General features: G+C 43.7%; 17 protein-coding genes and 1 tRNA gene. 4 read left to right on the forward strand and 14 right to left on the reverse strand.

All coding sequences use genetic code 11. The features are described 5' to 3' along the window. Positions 1–13: 13 nt before the first annotated feature. Entirely contained in the window at positions 14–772 is a 759-nt protein-coding gene (locus CIK80_RS04560) for a DUF4230 domain-containing protein (RefSeq protein ID WP_095569007.1), read from the reverse strand. Between the two features lie 556 nt (positions 773–1,328). Here CIK80_RS04560 and CIK80_RS04565 point away from each other — a divergent pair. Beyond that, positions 1,329–3,047 (forward strand): proline--tRNA ligase, encoded by a 1,719-nt coding sequence (locus tag CIK80_RS04565; protein WP_095569008.1) that lies wholly within the window; start codon positions 1,329–1,331, stop codon positions 3,045–3,047. Between the two features lie 80 nt (positions 3,048–3,127). Here CIK80_RS04565 and CIK80_RS04570 read toward each other — a convergent pair whose 3' ends face one another. Then, complete coding sequence (locus CIK80_RS04570; RefSeq protein WP_095569009.1) at positions 3,128–3,529, reverse strand: lysozyme inhibitor LprI family protein; 402 nt, start codon at positions 3,527–3,529, stop codon at positions 3,128–3,130. A gap of 77 nt (positions 3,530–3,606) precedes the next feature. Next, positions 3,607–4,476 (reverse strand): NADPH-dependent 7-cyano-7-deazaguanine reductase QueF, encoded by an 870-nt coding sequence (queF, locus tag CIK80_RS04575; protein WP_095569010.1) that lies wholly within the window; start codon positions 4,474–4,476, stop codon positions 3,607–3,609. 187 nt (positions 4,477–4,663) lie between these two features. Between queF and CIK80_RS04580 the strand changes: the two genes are divergently transcribed. Then, complete coding sequence (locus CIK80_RS04580; RefSeq protein ID WP_095569011.1) at positions 4,664–5,536, forward strand: DMT family transporter; 873 nt, start codon at positions 4,664–4,666, stop codon at positions 5,534–5,536. Here the strand turns inward: CIK80_RS04580 and CIK80_RS04585 are convergent. The 6 genes from CIK80_RS04585 to CIK80_RS04610 all read right to left on the reverse strand — a co-directional run bounded on the left by CIK80_RS04585 (position 5,526) and on the right by CIK80_RS04610 (position 11,678). After that, the gene (locus tag CIK80_RS04585) at positions 5,526–6,302 is read right to left on the reverse strand and encodes an ABC transporter ATP-binding protein (RefSeq protein ID WP_095569012.1); all 777 of its coding nucleotides are present in this window, start codon (positions 6,300–6,302) and stop codon (positions 5,526–5,528) included. The two genes, CIK80_RS04580 and CIK80_RS04585, sit on opposite strands and share 11 nt — an antisense overlap. Before the next feature lie 34 nt (positions 6,303–6,336). After that, positions 6,337–7,593, reverse strand: coding sequence for an ABC transporter substrate-binding protein (locus CIK80_RS04590; RefSeq protein ID WP_095569013.1), 1,257 nt, complete (start codon positions 7,591–7,593; stop codon positions 6,337–6,339). After that, entirely contained in the window at positions 7,590–8,627 is a 1,038-nt protein-coding gene (locus CIK80_RS04595; RefSeq protein WP_095569014.1) for an iron ABC transporter permease, read from the reverse strand. The genes CIK80_RS04590 and CIK80_RS04595 overlap by 4 nt, the downstream gene beginning before the upstream one ends. A gap of 336 nt (positions 8,628–8,963) precedes the next feature. Next, a complete protein-coding gene (locus CIK80_RS04600; RefSeq protein ID WP_062845827.1) occupies positions 8,964–9,737 on the reverse strand; it encodes an ABC transporter permease in 774 nt (257 codons plus the stop codon). A gap of 29 nt (positions 9,738–9,766) precedes the next feature. After that, the gene (locus tag CIK80_RS04605) at positions 9,767–10,729 is read right to left on the reverse strand and encodes an ABC transporter ATP-binding protein (protein WP_095569015.1); all 963 of its coding nucleotides are present in this window, start codon (positions 10,727–10,729) and stop codon (positions 9,767–9,769) included. A gap of 280 nt (positions 10,730–11,009) precedes the next feature. Beyond that, positions 11,010–11,678: a c-type cytochrome gene (locus CIK80_RS04610; RefSeq protein WP_131400890.1), complete on the reverse strand. Its 669-nt coding sequence runs from the start codon at positions 11,676–11,678 to the stop codon at positions 11,010–11,012. Between the two features lie 352 nt (positions 11,679–12,030). Here CIK80_RS04610 and CIK80_RS04615 point away from each other — a divergent pair. After that, positions 12,031–12,107 (forward strand) — tRNA-Arg (locus CIK80_RS04615). A 110-nt stretch (positions 12,108–12,217) separates the two neighbouring features. Here the strand turns inward: CIK80_RS04615 and CIK80_RS04620 are convergent. Next, a complete protein-coding gene (locus CIK80_RS04620; protein ID WP_062843900.1) occupies positions 12,218–12,586 on the reverse strand; it encodes a hypothetical protein in 369 nt (122 codons plus the stop codon). A gap of 35 nt (positions 12,587–12,621) precedes the next feature. On the opposite strand from CIK80_RS04620, the gene CIK80_RS04625 reads away from it, so the two are divergent. Next, the gene (locus CIK80_RS04625; RefSeq protein WP_095569017.1) at positions 12,622–13,458 is read left to right on the forward strand and encodes an NAD-dependent deacylase; all 837 of its coding nucleotides are present in this window, start codon (positions 12,622–12,624) and stop codon (positions 13,456–13,458) included. Positions 13,459–13,608: 150 nt separating this feature from the next. Here CIK80_RS04625 and CIK80_RS04630 read toward each other — a convergent pair whose 3' ends face one another. The 4 genes from CIK80_RS04630 to CIK80_RS04645 all read right to left on the reverse strand — a co-directional run bounded on the left by CIK80_RS04630 (position 13,609) and on the right by CIK80_RS04645 (position 17,341). Next, positions 13,609–14,607 carry an adenosine deaminase gene (locus CIK80_RS04630; RefSeq protein ID WP_095569018.1) on the reverse strand — a complete coding sequence of 333 codons (999 nt, stop codon included), beginning with the start codon at positions 14,605–14,607 and terminating at the stop codon, positions 13,609–13,611. A gap of 212 nt (positions 14,608–14,819) precedes the next feature. After that, positions 14,820–15,344: a TPM domain-containing protein gene (locus CIK80_RS04635; protein ID WP_062843897.1), complete on the reverse strand. Its 525-nt coding sequence runs from the start codon at positions 15,342–15,344 to the stop codon at positions 14,820–14,822. Positions 15,345–15,394: 50 nt separating this feature from the next. Beyond that, a complete protein-coding gene (locus CIK80_RS04640; protein ID WP_095569019.1) occupies positions 15,395–16,561 on the reverse strand; it encodes a TPM domain-containing protein in 1,167 nt (388 codons plus the stop codon). Positions 16,562–16,708: 147 nt separating this feature from the next. Continuing rightward, entirely contained in the window at positions 16,709–17,341 is a 633-nt protein-coding gene (locus CIK80_RS04645; RefSeq protein WP_095569020.1) for a LemA family protein, read from the reverse strand. Positions 17,342–17,957: the final 616 nt, after the last annotated feature.

The raw sequence follows: 17,957 nt of genomic DNA on the forward strand, positions 1-17,957 counted from the left end.
GTCAGTAAGTGGTTTAACCGTTTGCTGACGAGGCTACTGGCAATTGGCACGCCCCTGCACCTTGAGTCGTGACAGTCACGACTGCGCCTGTCATAGCAAACAGTTGCTGCAACTGTGTCTGCGCATTTTTTAGTGCCATATTCATCACATCACCGCGGCACGCACGCTCCAAAACTTCTTCTTTGGCCATGCTCTGTGCTTGGGCTAAGATTTTTGGATCGACTTGCATCATGCCAAACGCACCCGTTTGCCAATCATAAATCTCGATGTCATCCAAATAAACCGCAAATATCTCTGATGGTGGCAACGTGATATTGATTGTTGGCATCAAAGAAGCTGCGCTTGTCGCACTGTCCGTTTGTGCGTTCTGGTCAGCACTAGAAGGCTCAGGCTGCACTACCTGAACCATCTCAGGCGTCAATGCGCTCAAATCGATCCCTGCTTGTACTCGACCACGCGCGATAAACAGCCCTTTTTGCTCATCTTGCCACAGCTTCATCCAACTTCCTGGGCGCTTACTGGTGATGACGGTATCTACACTGAACGCGACCGTTTGTAAGCGATTGAGCTGCTGAATCTGGGTGACCACGCCCTCACGAGTGATGGTTTCTATGGGTTCTTCTTTTGTTATATTCTGAACACTATAAATCGCAAACACGATCGCGGCCAAACCAACCAGCAATACTATCCATGACATTGGAGCGATTGGTTTTTTTGCTGAAGAATTAGGGGCATTGTGATTGATAGAAGAGCGATTATCAGACTTGTTCATATAAGCTACCTTAGAATGTGGCGTTTATTTCTATCACATCGTGATAAGTAACAATCTAAGCAATAAATGCTATGTTTGAGCAATAACTTCAAGTAACAGGTACAAATGCTTTACATAATTACTTATTAAGCACCTCCTTAGAATACGCGATAAATAGGTTTAGAGCTGATAAAAATCGAGTTATAGGCGCTTTATTAGCGTCTTTGAGCCACGTTCGCTTTGAAAAAATAAAAAGTCATTGCGTCTTAGACCAACTTTACCTAACATAGTCAGATTGCGTTGATAAAATGTCGGTATAGATTTATTTAACAGGTTTTGCCCTACAAATGGTTTCTATAGCTGCTCAGTATATTGATACATCAATCAGAGTTCGCCACTCTTTCATTAGAGCGGTTTTGTTCATATGCTTTTCTTACAAGCATTTTAGTCGCTAAGACACATCCCAGATTATTACTAAGTGATGACGGTAAGCTTGCGGCGGCAACGAAACAGTTAGCCATACGCTCAACATCCTCTTATTTCTTATTTTTATCGTTGATAAGGTTACGCTTTATTTATGAAAGCCAGTCAATTTTTATTTGCCACACTAAAAGAAACCCCAAGTGATGCCGATATCGCCTCAAGCCAATTGATGGTACGTGCCGGTCTTATTCGTAAGATTGCTTCTGGGTTATATATTTGGCTGCCCATGGGGCTGCGCGTCTTACAAAAAGTTGAACGTATTGTTCGTGAAGAGATGCAAAACGTGGGTGCGCAAGAAGTGCTCATGCCGATGACTCAGCCTGCAGAGCTTTGGCAGACGACAGGGCGCTTCGATGATTATGGTCCTGAGCTATTACGCTTCAAAGATCGCCATGATCGTGACTTTGTACTGGGTCCTACTCATGAAGAAGTCATCACCAATCTTGCTCAAGGCGAGCTGCGCAGCTATAAACAACTGCCAATCAGTTTCTTCCAGATCCAAGGTAAGTTCCGTGACGAGATTCGTCCACGGTTTGGCGTGATGCGCGCTCGTGAATTCACGATGAAAGACGCCTATTCATTCCACGTTGACCAAGCGTCATTGGCGCAAACCTATCACGACATGTATGAAGCTTACACACGCATCTTTACACGTCTGGGTTTAGATTTCCGTGCCGTACAAGCAGACACCGGTTCCATCGGTGGTTTTGCTTCTCATGAGTTCCACGTATTGGCTGATAGCGGTGAAGATGATATCGCTTTCTCAGACGCTTCTGACTACGCAGCCAATGTTGAGCTGGCTGAATCAGTAAGCACTGCTGAGCGTCAAGCGCCTAGCCGAGCACGTGAAGATGTCTTAACAGAGAACATGCCCACCTGTAAGATGGTCGCTGAGCATTTAGACATTCCTCTAGAGCAAACAGTCAAAACTTTGATCGTACACGGTCATACAGAAGACAACGAGCCACAACTGATTGCGATCGTCTTACGTGGTGATCATCAGCTCAATACCATCAAAGCGGAAAAAATCGAAGAGGCCAACGTGCCACTGACTTTGGCGTCTGATGAAGAATTGAAGGTTGCTGGTCTGCACAAAGGATATATCGGTGTTGACTTAGATATGCCCGTATTCGTTGATCGCTCGGCTGCAGCTTTGTCAGACTTTGTGGCTGGTGCCAATGAAGTGAATAAGCACACCCTTGGTCTAAACTGGGAACGCGATGCCAATATTACTCGCATTGTCGATGTCCGCAATGTTCAAGAAGGTGATCCTTCTCCTGATGGAAAAGGTAGCCTAAGAATCAAACGCGGTATCGAAGTGGGTCATATCTTCCAATTGGGTGATAAATACTCACAAGCACTGAACTGTACGGTGTCAGGTGAAGATGGTAAGCCTGTGACCCTTATGATGGGTTGTTATGGCATCGGTGTCAGTCGTATCATCGCCGCTGCTATCGAGCAGAACAACGACGAAAACGGCATCATGTGGCCAACCACACCAACCGTTAATGACTCTATCGCGCCTTTTGAAGTGGCTATCATCCCGATGAAGTCAAAAGAGGAAAATGTCATGCAAACGGCAACGGCACTTTATGAAGAGTTAAAAGCTCAGGGTGTCAATGTGCTACTTGATGACCGTAATGAGCGTCCAGGCGTTAAGTTTGCAGATCTAGAACTTATCGGTATTCCACATCGCATCGTTGTCTCTGATCGCAACCTTGCAGAAGATAAGTACGAATATGTCAACCGTCGCGAGACAGAAAAGCAAATGCTCAGCCGTGAAGAAGTGTTGGCAAAGGTAAACGGTAAATAATTCTATTGCTAAAGCCTTTAACAAAAAAAAGCGCCTATCTCATCGAATGAGGTAGGCGCTTTTTTATTGGCGAGAACAGTCTATTGAATGTTGTATCTTTTGGCAATTGCTTTACTACGCTTCTGAGTCTCAGTGGCGGTACAAACATTCGCCCCAATCTGAGCATACACTATAGTATTATTCATTGGGCCATCATGTTCAAAGTGGCACTTATCATCGCGCTTTTTTAACCATGCGAGTTGTTCTGTATCCAACTGCTGCCGCTCCACTTTATTCAAACGACGATAAGCGCGATTATAGATTTTATTAAGGCGATTTTTCTCAACTATAATGGCATTGTTAGCGCAATCATAGGCCTTTTCCATATATATATCTTCACAAATGTATTCGTTTTCTACAAATGCTGCTTGTGCTGATATTGCGGTAGAAAGAAGCAAAGCGGCTGACCCCGCCACCATTAAAGCATTAGTCATCAGCTTCATGTCTGCATCCTGATCTTATATAGATAAAGTCTATTGATTATAAGATACACCAGCGAGATTATAAAATCTCTATTTACCTACTGACGAATAAGGCGACTCGGTTTCGGTAACAAACTGGCATCGCTAACACGGCACGGATTGATATCAATACCGCCTCGGCGTGTGTACCAAGCACGTACCATTAGCTCACTTGGCTCATAGTATTTGCTCAAATCAGCAAATATCTGCTCGACGCATTGCTCATGAAAGCCATTGTGCTGGCGGAAGCTCAATATATAGCGCAGCATATTTGCGTTACTGAAAGGCTTATCAGTCGTTATCGAAACAGCTAGCGTACCCCAGTCTGGCTGATTGGTCACCGGACAATTACTACGCAGTAGGTTTGAATAAAAAGTATAAGGCTGAGACTCATCTCTTTCTAACTGACTATCATCTGCCCGTGTTTGATCCTGCAACAATGACGCATCTGGATGCTCGCATAGTGTCACTTTTTCTGTGGTATCTGACAAGGCATCATCAATGCATATACCCTCAGGCTTGGCAATCAATAAGCTTGATAAGTCCTCTTCTAAGCCAAACAATTCAACCGTCACATCAGCTTGTACACAGGCTGATAAGTCTTTAGCAATCAGCGTCTCTACCTCTTGCCAGCTAGCAAATTCGGTAAAATTGATACTGTTCAAATACAGTTTAAGCGACTTTGACTCTACGATATATGGTGAGCTGGCAGGAATACTAAAACGCGCGATAGCAACCTGCGAGACCCCTTGCGTATTGAGCCAAGACATCTCAAAAGCTTGCCACCAATCGACGCCGACCGTTAACTTGTCAGTATGCCAATCAATGGCATTGCGTCCCATCTCACGCGCGATGGGATAGAGTGTCTCTGGACTGTACTGCGTGGGATAATTGGTGGTTTGTTCTCCTAAAATACCGTGAATACTCATAAACTGCCTTGATTACTAGATAACATGAATTATATTAATGGGTCATTATTTTACCGCAATCGACCTATCTGTGCGCGCCTTTTAATAACCAAACCGTACCAACTACCACAATCATTCACTTTCTAAATTAGGCAAAAACCAGGCCACGTGCAGTGTTACAATTGCCTTTTTTTTCTTAATACTCCCTATGATAAAAAAATTCCCTTTGGGTTCAGCTTGGATGATTATTGCGGCATTCTTGTTTGCCATGATGAGCATTTTGGTCAAAAATGCGTCTACTCACTTGCACATGAATGAATATGAGTTGGCCTTTTGGCGGTCATTATTGCCTGCTCTGGTCATTTTTGGCACGACCCTCGCGCGAAAAAAAACCCTTAAGACGCCATTTTTTTGGGGTCATATGCAGCGTAGTATGGCGGGCACAATGGCATTGTTATTGGCATTCTATGGCTTGGGTCATTTGCCTCTAGCAACATCTGTGACGCTGAACTATACCTCTGTCGTTTTTATTGCCTTGCTATCCATTTTTTGGCTAAAAGACAAGCCATCACTCAAAACGTGGATCGCTCTGCTGATGGGGTTGGCGGGTATCTGTCTGATGCTAAAACCTGCCTTCGCCTCAGATAGATTATTAGAGACTTTAATTACCTTGAGTGGCGGTATTTTTACGGCTTTTGCGTTACTGCAAGTGCGAGAACTATCCTTGATGGGAGAACCTGCGTGGCGAATTGTGTTTTACTTTTCGGCAGTGGCGACCATTGTCTCAGGCATAGCGGCAACTTGGTTTGGTTGGAGTCATCTAACAAGCGAGAGTTTACCTTATATCATTGGCATTGGTGTGACAGGGTTGCTTGCGCAGCTGGCGATGACTCATGCCTATCATGTCGGAAAAAAATTCACGGTCGCGGCATTGTCGTATTTAACGGTCGTGTTTTCTGCGATTTATGGGGTCATTTTTGCAGGCGAACGCATTGGCTGGCTAGAGATTTTAGGGATTACGGCAGTCATTTTGGCAGGCATCGTCAGCAGTGTGCCTGAGCGAAAAGTAGCTAAACGCTAGCTTGCCGCTTACGATACGGATGAATCACTGGTGAGCCTTGATGACTCGTCAAAATCTCAATATCCACGTGATACACTTTGCGTAAAATCTCGGATCGTAACACAGCTTTAGGCATACCTTGGGCTTGAATATCACCATCAGACAATAATATGACTTCATCCGAAAATTGAGCGGCTAGGCTCAAATCATGCAATACCATAATACAAATCAATTGGTGTTGTTGCGTGTAATGCCTAACTTTGTCCAATAAGTTAATTTGATGTGCCATGTCTAGTGCTGAGACGGGTTCATCCAGCAGTAAAATCTTGGGACGGCGAAGTAACGCTTGTGCAAACATCGCCAGCTGTCGCTGTCCGCCGCTCAATGAGCGGATTGAGCGATGCGCCAAATGGGAAATATTCAACTCCGCCAATAACTCGACTGCTTCTCGTAACAACTCATCGCTGATATGACGACTCAAGGCATCCATTCGTCCAAGTATGACCACTTCGAGAGTCGTCAGCTCGGCGTCAGTGTGACTGTCTTGCGGCATATATGCGATAGATTTGCGCCACGCGTTGAGCTGGGATTTGGTCTGCACTCTCCCTTGATAGTCAATCGTGCCAGAGAATGTAAGCTCACCAAAAATCGCCTTGAGTAAACTGGACTTACCTGCCCCATTGGCTCCCAAAATGGTATAAATATTGCCCGCTTCAAACTGGGCATCAATATCCCTAGCAACGGTGAGCGCGCCATATTGGATCGTTAAACGGTCAAGCTTGAGCATAGCGGACTTCTTCTATCAAATTTTTAAAAACCAATTAAGCAAACAAACCGCTGAACCAATTCATGAGCTTAGTAAACCACGACACATTTTCAGACGTATTGGCAGCAGGATCGGCTTGGCTCGCAGCTGTCGATGATTCTGCATTGTTGTTGGCTTGGTTTTTAGCATTGCCATCACAAACACTTGCGCCACAGCCTAGCTGGATAAAAAATGTACCGTTAGGCTTGACTGGCAAGTATTTTTCATGAAAATCCATGTAGGTTTTTTCAGGGTCGACGTCGGCAAAGGCTTCTGGGTACAAGGCTTTTGCCATGAACTGTGCTGCTGCCAAATCAGACAACGAGCGAGAAGCCGTGTGATAAATACCATATACGCGATTATTTTTTACCGCTGGTAGATTCTCCCAACCATTGCGGGTAGTAAAGCCTTTTAGGCGGCGCTGGGCTTCGTCAGCTGGAACATCAATCCCCATTGCCATCGTATTGGGCTGTTTCATGCCCACTTCGGTGCCTGAGATCATAATGACCTCAGGTTTACTCACCAAAACTTGTTCGGGGTTAATAGGTCCCCAATTTTCGACAAACGGTTTACTAATATTGTCACCGCCCACAATATCGGCAATCGCACCCCACATGTTCTTGCCAAAGGTGAAGCTGTGCTCTTTTGGTCCTTTATCACCAAATTCGACGTAGATCTTAGGTTTGGCACTTTGAGCAGCATTCACCCGTTTTTGGATATCTGCGATACCATCAGCGTATTCTTGAGCCACTTGGTCGGCACGTTGCTCACTGCCTGCCAATTGCCCAAATATTTGAGTGCTTTTGACATGGTTTTTCACCGTTTGATCGTTGTAATCAACCACCACCACAGGGATATTTGCCGCTTCAAAACGCGGCATTTCGGCTTTTAGCGTATCGTATTGCTGCTTTGCCAATATCACTACATCAGGTTTCATCGCTAAGGTTTTTTCAAATGAAAACGTGCCCCTATCGATATTGCCAATATCGCCAATGCCCTGTAAATTAGGCAATTTTTGGTTGTATAAATTCCAGCTACCAGGATTAAACTTTTCCCAAAATTCTCTTGAAATACCGACGACCTGCCCAAAGTTTTCGGCCCCTGTGGCGGCAATATAGTCAGGATAATAAAACCCCAACACGACTCGCTTGGCAGGTACATCGACTTGTACGTCACGCCCTAATACATCGTTGATGGTTTTGACTTCTGCTTGGGCAGTTAATGTTGTTAATATCAAACTTAACGCCAATGTTCCGCGAATCCAGTTTTTCACCGCTTACTCCAAATAATCCAAAATAGAAAAGGCACACCCACAAACGACGTGACAATCCCAACCGGAAACAACGCTCCTGGGATAATCACTTTTGATAACACTGATGAGAATGATAGAAACGCCGCTCCAGCGAGCATAGTCGCGGGCAAAAAGTAACGTTGGTCTTCACCAACGAGCAGCCTTGCGACATGCGGCGCAACCAACCCAATAAAGCCAATTACCCCTACAAAGCTAATCGCGGTTGCTGTCATCATTGCTACCAAAATCAAGGTTTTGATGCGTAAATGAGTGAGATTGACGCCAAGTGCTGACGCTCTTTCTTCACCCAGTCGCAGCGCTGTTAATTTCCAACTGTCTCGCATCAGTAATAGGATACAAATACTACTTACGACGGCCACCACCGTCACATTTGTCCAGGTGGATTTGGTTAAACTACCAAATAGCCAAAACAAAATCTGCTGCGAGACTTCAGATGATGCGGTAAATTGTACCAATGACAGTAACGACTGAAAAATAAATAAGAGGGCGATACCCACTAAGATGAGTGTAGAAGCGGCAAACTGCTGCAATGATGCAAATAAAAACAGCACCGCAGAGGCGAGCATCGTCATCGAAAATGCCCCAATAGGCACCGCATATTGCAGTGGCAAGCCAAAACTACCAAACGCAATAACCAGTGACGCTCCAAACCCTGCTGCCGCTGCAAGTCCTAGTGTATAAGGGCTTGCCATTGGGTTATTGAGTAGCGTCTGCATCTCAGCCCCGCCTGCACCAAGCGACGCTCCCACAAGCAAAGCCATAAACGCAATTGGCAACCGCAGATCATAAACGATGGTATGTGAGGTATCATCCAAACTGCCTATCTGTAGTAAAGACTTAACGACGTCCGCCATCGGTAGCATCGAAGGTCCTGTCATCACATCGAGCACTAGACCCAACAAACACGCTGTCGCCAGTGCCAATAATACCACTCGGCGTTTTGACTCTATGCGACGTTGTTGTCGGATGATTTGTTCGCTGACGGATTGGGTCATCTTATATCTCAATTACCAAGGCAGACTTAAGCTACCTTTTGTCTTAAAAGATGAGAATTATAGTGCTAATGAGGAACATTCGCAATTAATAGTCTTATCTTTCCCCTTATTAAGCCTTTGAATTCATATAATAAGTGCCCTTTCATTTGAAGGGAGATCGATAACAAATTGGGATATAGGAAAGGAAGGGAGCCAAACAACTGAGTATTGCAGGGCGTTATTGCTAACGCCCTGCAATACTCATCTATTATTCGTTGGACAAAGGCGGGTCACGATAAATGGAATAATGAAAAAAGCAACGCTGCCAGTACTTGGCAGCTTAGATGATAAGGTGAACTACAAACGAATCCGTGAACCGCTATCAAGCAGGCGATAAGCAATCACATAAAATATCACGCAAAATATAAAAATCGCGACCATTGAATACCAAACATTCACATCAGAGTAGCCTAAAATACCGTAACGAAATGCGTTGACCATATAAACGATAGGGTTCAAAAGCGATATGTTCTGCCAAAATGGTGAGAGGTTTTCCATTGAATAAAAGACACCGCCCAAATACGTCAGTGGTGTTAATACAAAGCTTGGAATGATGGAGATATCATCAAACGAGCGGGCAAATACCGCATTAATAAAACCACCCAGTGAGAATAAAATGGAGGTACCAAGGACAGTAAATATTGTCACAAATAAATGCTCAATACCCAAGTCTGTGAAGAATAGTGCCACTATTGAAACAATGACAGCAATGGCAAGTCCGCGGAAAATACCGCCGCTAATATAGCCCATTAAAATAGCATGCTTCGAGACTGGCGACACCAAAAGCTCTTCAATACTGGCCGTAAATTTGGCGCTAAAAAAGCTTGAAACGACATTGGAGTAACTATTGGTAATAATCGACATCATGATTAAACCAGGCACAATAAACTGCATGTAGGGCACGCCGCCCATCTCGCCCACACGTGAGCCAATCATCTTACCGAAGATAACAAAATACAGACTCATGGTGATGACTGGCGGCAATAACGTCTGTGGCCAGATGCGCAAAATCCTACGAATTTCTTTTAAACAAATCGTACGAAAAGCGACTCCTTTTTTGTGCCATGACATCGATTTATTATGATCTACAATTTCCTGACTCATAACCCCGCCTCCTTCATACTGTCTGTACTTTGAATGTTTTTATCCACTAAACGCATGAATAATTCTTCTAATCGATTGGCTTTGTTACGCATACTGGCTACCGTGATGCCTTGCTCAGATAGCTGATCAAAAACACCGTTGAGTGACTCCCCTTCTGTCAAAGTGACTTCAAGCGTCTGACTATCGGGTTGAGAGACATCTGTCACACCTGACAAAGCCAATTTCTGCACAAGTGGCGTACCTAAATCAAAGACAAACGTCTCAACTGATAGCTGTGCCAACAAGTCTTTCATTTCTGTATTGATACGAATCTCACCGTGATCTAAAATTGCAATGCGCTTACAAAGCTGCTCGGCTTCTTCGAGATAATGCGTGGTCAAAATAATGGTGGTGTTTTCTTCAATATTGATCTGCTGCATGAATTCCCACATAGAGCGGCGCAACTCAATATCGACCCCAGCCGTCGGTTCATCCAGAATCAACAGTTTAGGTTTATGAATGAGAGCACGTGCAATCATCAAACGGCGTTTCATACCACCGGATAACTCACGTGATTTACTATTGCGCTTATCCCATAACCCAAGAGCTGTTAGTAATCTTTTGGCTCGTGGTCTGGCTTCTTTTGCAGAAATACCAAAGTAACCGGCCTGCGTGATCAAGATATCTTCAACTTTTTCAAACATATTAAAATTAAATTCTTGCGGTACCACTCCAAGATATTGCTTGGCAACCAAAGGATTCTCTAATAAATCTGTCCCAAAAATATGTACGCTACCTGTCGTGGGTTTAAACAGTGAGCTGATAATACCAATCATGGTGGACTTACCAGCACCATTAGGACCAAGTAGTGCAAAAAACCCACCTTGTGGTACGGTCAAATCGACCCCTTTTAATGCCGAAAACCCATTATCATAAGTTTTGGATAAATCTTTTATCATCAGTGCTGGTGCATCAGACATGAGTACCTCTATATCTATTATGAATGTTTATAGCATATTAGGGCGTGTTGAACATGCGACCATATCACTTTGCAGTGACGGTCTATAAATATTCAACACGCCCTAATATCTAGATAGGACAATGTCATGAAGTGAGGTTATCAGACCCGAATTTCAACTGTCGCTCGTAAGAAGTAACAGATTGATATTACTTATCATCAAAAAAAGCGCCTACTTCATTTAATGAAATAGGCGCTTAACAGAGTATATTGCAAAAATTTAGCGTTGGCTTGAATCAGGATTAGCTTGCTGCTTCAACCATATAATCTACAGCATTTTGAACTTCTTCATCAGGAATATCAGCACCGCCTTTTGCAGGCATGGCATTAAAACCATTGATAGCATGCGTATATAGCGTATCTTTACCTTTTGAAATACGAGGTCCCCAAGCGCCAGCATCACCAAAAATAGGAGAGCCTAGTAGGCCTGCAGTATGACATGTATGGCAGACTGCATTGTATACAGCCTTACCATCACGAGGTCCATCCCCTGGTGCTGGCCCAGCCACACGAGCTGTCACATCACAAACTTCGTCATCTTCAAAACATACTTTGGCTACAGGTTGAATACGAGCAATCAAATTAGGGTATAGCGCGATCAGCTTTTGTACTTGTGGCGTGTCTTGAGGGATAGGCTCTTCTTCGGCAGCAGGTGCCGCAGCAGCGGTTTCTGCAGCAGCTTCGCCATCCACTTGCGCAGCTTCATCAGTAGCAGCTTCGCCATCTGTAGTCACGGCCGCGGCTTTGGTGTCGTCCCCTAGCTTTTCAGGCAGGTTATCTACCACTTCCTGTCCCTCTGCTACGTCAGAAACGGTTACAGTAGAAGTGCCTGCAACGTCTTCAGCTTGGCTCACCGCGATACTAGCGATTCCTAGAATGGCAGCTGCCGATAACATAACTACTTTTCTCATTCGTCACGTTCTCTTATTACAGATACAGTGGCCTACACGACTCGGACATTCTGTCTGTCCTCCTTTGATGAGCAATCGTCATCAATAGCAAACAGCCATCCCGCGTGTCAACGCACTTGTAATCGGTGATTATAAATATGAATTCTCCCTGACATTATAAGGGAAAAGGCAGGTAAATTGCCATGCTTGTTTAATGACTATCCTGTTTTTTCTTAAAAAACATCAATCGCTGCCTTCACTCATTGGCTTTATGGCTTTTATTTGTTAGACTAAGCGGTCTTTATTTTTCGACACTTTATACGGCTTATAACACTCGTTTAAGTATTGTATTGTTCCATATCGTCATTATCATGCGCTCGTAGCTCAGTTGGATAGAGTATCGGTCTCCGAAGCCGAGGGTCGTGGGTTCGATTCCCGCCGAGCGCACCAATCACCGTATTTACCCCTTTCCTAGTATTACCCTAATGACTCACTTATACCCAAATCTATTTGTGTATTTTGCCGTGTGTCTATCATTCTAAAATTCCGCTAATATTAATCTATTTCATATCTTGCAAGTTGGCCGTCAGTTGTGCGCGACTAGGTACACGGTGATAATTAATCACAGGCACGCTGCCAAGACGTCGCTGGCCTATGGCAACCTTCTTATCCATCGTAATCATCGCAACTTTCTGGTCTTGCTGGCTGAGCAATAAATGATTTGCCTTGCGAGTGACTCGATAATTAGGGAAATACTGTTTTAACAAAGCTGACGTCTTTTGTAAACCATCATTAGCAGTGGTTTTAGTCTGTTTTGATTGCCCGCTATAAGATGTCTCGCCTGCTTTGACGCCACGCGACTTTGCCAATAACCACAAGGCTGCGATCACAACGAACAATATGACAAGCCACCAAATTCCGTCTATCATGAGAAAAAATATCCATTATTAGCAAGGGTTGGCTCATGTTAGCAGAATTATCACCAGCGTTAATAGCAGAAGTACAAGATGCAGCCAAACTATTGGTATCAAAACAGCGCATTTGTATTTTAACTGGTGCTGGCATCTCAGCAGAAAGCGGCATTCCTACTTTTCGGGATAAGCAAACTGGCTTATGGGAAAACTATAAGGCAGAAGATTTGGCCACACCAGAGGCATTCTCTCGTGACCCAGCACTGGTCTGGTCATGGTATCAATGGCGCCGAAAATTGGTCGCGGATAAAAAACCCAATCCCGCACACGTGGCCTTGGCACATTGGCAACGACTCGCAAGAGTCAACCATCAGCAACTAACGCTCATCACTCAAAATGTGGATGATCTGCATGAGCAAGCTGGTAGTATCGTGACTCATCTGCATGGCAATCTGGCACGTAATCGCTGCAATCAATGCCAGACACCTTATAAAAGCACATCAGACAATTTACATAGTAGTGAAGTTTTACATAGTAGTGAAGTTTTACATAGCAGTGACGTTGATGCGATTGACGCTGAGGCATTGATCACTTGTTCGCACTGTGATGGTTATATCAGACCAGATATTGTTTGGTTTGGAGAATCGTTGCCAGTACCAGCATGGCAGACTACAGAAGAGGCTGCTGCTGATTGCGAAGTGTTTATCAGTATTGGTACATCCAGCCTCGTCTATCCTGCTGCTGGATTGTCACAGTTAGCCAAGCAAAATGGCGCTAAGGTTATCGAGATAAATCCAAACCCAACGCCGAACACCATCGTCGATATCATCATAAAAGAAAAAGCAGGGTTGATAATGCCCTTGCTAGTAAAGCAAATCACTGGCTCATAAGTAGAAAGGTATTTGTAGAAGATGACGCTAGATAAGCGATGGGCAGTTTAAAACAGTAGCACTAAAAAAGGCTTAACGGTTTATATCAGCCATTAAGCCTTTTTTATGTTTACTCAATTAAATGCGACTAAGTCAGAAATCAAACGAAGTTCATTGTAGAGCAAGATCAACTTTTGCTAAATAGACTTCTTTTAACTCGTCACTGATAAATGCTGACTTAAACGAGTTTTTTACCAAGGTCACAATATCATCTTCTGACAGTTCAAGATTTTCGTGTAAGTTGATAAAGTTTTGATTCATATAGCCTTTGAAATACGCTGGATCATCAGAGTTGACACTGACATTTAAGCCATAATCCAAAAGCTCTTTGATATTGTGCTCTTTATAAGTTTCGAAAACCTTGAGTTCAATGTTCGAATTCGGACAAACGGTGAGCGGCATTTGCTCGTCTTTTAGACGCTGCATTAACGCGGCACTTTTTATAGATTGCACACCATGATCAATTCTGTGAATACTCAATAGATCCAATGCTTCATAGATGTACGAAAAATCGGCTTCTTCGCCTGCATGAGCGACCAATTTAAAGCCTGCTTCTTTTGCCTTCTTGAACACGTCTTTAAATTTTGAAGGTGGATTGCCAAGCTCTGAAGAGTCCAGACCCACACCGATAATATCGTCTTGATATTTGAGTGCCGCATCCAACGTTCCAAATGCGTCTTCTTGTGATAAGTGTCTTAAAAAACACATGATAATACAAGACGTGATGCCATATTTGGCTTTGGCATCCTGTAGCGCTTCTTTAATGCCTGTAATGACTGCATCAAAAGGAACGCCTCTGGCGGTATGCGTTTGTGGATCAAAAAATATCTCAGTATGGATGATGTTGTTTTCGACACACTTCAAGATATATTCCCACGTTAGGTCATAAAAATCGTCTTTTGTGAGAAGGACATTAGCACCCGCATAGTAAATATCTAAAAAGGTCTGTAGATTGGTAAAATTATAGGCGTTGCGTACATCTTCTATATCTTTATAAGGAATGTCTACTTGGTTCTTTTTGGCCAACCTGAACATCAGCTCAGGCTCTAGAGAACCTTCTATATGTAAATGCAGCTCAGCTTTTGGTAGTTTCTTTATTAAATCAATCATAGTGTTCCAGTACTGGTTTTGTATTAAGGCCTATTGATAGAAAAATTAGATACGCGCAATTTGCATATCCACTTTCTCTATCAATAGAAGCGCTATTATATTTGAATTTGCCTCAAAACCCTATAAACTAAAATCAACCATACCAATCTATATATCTCATCAATGAGAGAATGGACGAAGGTGACAGACAGTACCGTCACCTTTAACACCAATTACTTCAAAAATACCACTGTGTTGGACAACTCATTGCCTGATGGATTGTCTTCTAATTGATAATACTGACGAAGCACCTGCCCCACCTCATCTAGCAATTCGGCCACGCTCTCTTCTGTTTTTTTGTTGGCAATACCTGATACTGCCTTTTCGCACATCGCATGCCAAACGGTGGGACTGACGTGAGCACTGATACCGCGATCCGCCACGATTTCTAACTGGTGCTCGCAAATATTGACATAGACCAAAACGCCTGTGTTTTCTTCGGTATCCCAAACCCGATACTCACTGAATAAATCAATCGCTCGTTCACGACAATTTATATAATACGCATCTTGAATGGGTAGATGATTTTCTACAATTAAAAAAACCTCACCACGATGCCCTTGTTCAGCGCTTTCTACTCTTTTTGTCAGACGTGCTCTTGCGTCCGCTGTCAGCCATTTACTATGTAATAAAGGGACAAACAATACCTGACGCCACCAGCGAGCCAAACTGGAAGTTGAAGCGTTGCTTTCTACCATTATATTATTTCCTCAAATACGTCATTACTGACGGTTGTTTAGTGAATCAATTACCAAGAACCGCCAGCACCGCCGCCGCCAAAGCCACCGCCACCACCGCCGAAGCCGCCGCCACCGAAACCACCACCGCCAAAGCCGCCACCACTGCCACCGCCCATACCAGGTAGGAAAATCATGCCGCCGCCTCTGCGCCCCCCTTTACCACCGCCGCCTTTACCACCACCGCCTCGCGAAATCAAAAACATCCATATAAATATCGCCATGATTAACGTCATGAAAAAGCCGCCACCTAGCGCTAACGAGCCTGCAAAAAAGCCACCTGCGGTCAAGATAGAGCCAAATACTCGGCCCAAAATATTGGTAATAAAGCTACCAAATATCATGGCCATGATAAATAGGAAAATCGGTGCTGGTACCTCATCTGAGCTTTGTTGTGTGCTTCGTTCAGCGGCTTGGGCGTCAGCACGATCTAATACTTCAGGATCAGCAGTCAGGCGTGTTTTGAGTGCATCTATACCTGCCAAAATACCGCCGCCATAGTTGTTTTGCTTAAACAACGGGGTGATGTCTTCACGAATGATACGATTGACGGCCGCATCCGGTAGCACACCCTCTAATCCATAACCTGTTAAAACATACATATCACGGTCATTAACAGCCACGACCATCAATAAACCATCGTCTATATCTTTATCACCCAATTGCCATTTTTCGGCTACTTGAAGCGCATAATCAAAAATGGGTGTGCCGTTGGTAGTAGGTACAATGACCACAGCAGCCTGAGCCAAACCTTGCTGATAGATACCGCGAAGCTGCGCTTCTAGGCGCTGTTTTTCTTGTGGGTTTAGGATATTGGCCTGATCGACGACTGGCTCGTTTAGTATTAGCTTATCTGAATCGATACTGGGTGCACTTGATGTTACATCCGGTCGACTGGCGCTTGATGTAGATACCTCACTGTCAGTCGCATCATTGTTACTTGCATTAGGGTTAATGGCATCATTACCCAGCACTGCATCGTTAATGGCCTCATTGGACTCACCTGCCTTGGCAATAGCAACCAAATCCTCGACACTACGATCTTGCATCGTTGAGGGGTTATCGGTAGCGGCCACACTGGTTCCAACATCGGCATTAGGCGCAGCATAAAGTACTGACGCACCAGTCATGCTGAGTGTAAACAATAATGTTGATAAGATTGCTTTTGAATTATTCATCTAATCTATACCACCTCAAGTGACATCTATACTAAATTAATAGGCATCCACGTCCATCAACACCTTTAAAACACATTTGACCTGTCATCAAACAAATAGAGCGGCAACGACCGCTCTACTGTTGTATTGCTTTGGTTGACCCTAATCCTACTCTGCTGTCGCAGCATCGTCACCACCAAAATCGACACTTGGCGCGGTTGAAATCGCCTCTTCGTTAGCGACACTAAAGTTTGGCTTAGGTTGCATGCCAAAGACTTTTGCGGTCACATTGGTTGGGAATTGGCGAACTGTTGTATTGTAGCCCTGTACTTCTTGAATATAGCGATTGCGTGCGACGGCGATACGGTTTTCTGTGCCCTCTAGCTGGGCTTGTAAATCTTGAAACAAAGCATCTGATTTTAATTCAGGATAACGCTCAGATACAGCCATCAAACGCGATAATGCTCCTGTCATCTGCTCTTGCGCAGCAGCATAACGCTCCATTGCTTCTGGATCGTTGAGTACTTCAGGCGTTACGGTAATACCGCCAGCCCGTGAGCGAGCTTCTGCCACTTGCGTGAACACCTCTTGCTCTTGTGTCGCATATTGCTGTACAACTTTTACCAAGTTTGGTACCAAATCAGAGCGACGCTGATATTGGTTAACCACCTCTGACCATGACGCTGTCACTTGCTCGTCTTGCGCTTGAAGATTGTTATACCCACAGCCGCTCAAACCGACAGTAGAAGTCGTCAATAGTGCTGCTAACAATACTGGTTTCATAATAGATTTACGCGTCATCGTTGTTTCTCCTAATAATCATAAATAACAAATAGCTGGTAACACGTTTTCTAATAATTCTTTCATTTTTTTAATGCCAGTCTAGTGACCATATATATACTCTATATGTCGTAGGCTTGCTCTTTCTTGTAGACAAACTATCGATAGGTAGATACAACCTGAACAATATGTGTCATTTGTACCTGTAAGTCTTATTGCCTATCTAATATCACACTAATAATGGCGTTATCGTGATGGTTTTACAATTGACCGTTACCAAAACACAACCCCAATTGTAAGCTGTTATGGCTTTTATATAACTTTTTTTACAAGTCAAGTATCAGAAACCGTTATATAAGGATACATAGTCACTAATCGGCAAAGCTAAGCGTACAGACACTTCCCATATTTTATGACCAAATTTACCTCACTAAATTCAAATATATCTATCTCTCCATAAAGAAAATTCTAGTAATTAGGATAAAAATATGGCAAATTGCAGTTACGTAGCCGTACGGTTTGAATACATTTGGTAGTGGACTTATATTTTGATACGTATTAGAGAGTTGGTAATTGAGGTATAAAATCCTTATTGAGCCATGAAATATCTTTTAGTACGTTCAATACGCCCTATCAG

The sequence above is a fragment of the Psychrobacter sp. JB193 genome (assembly GCF_002285555.1).
Lineage (GTDB): Bacteria > Pseudomonadota > Gammaproteobacteria > Pseudomonadales > Moraxellaceae > Psychrobacter > Psychrobacter alimentarius.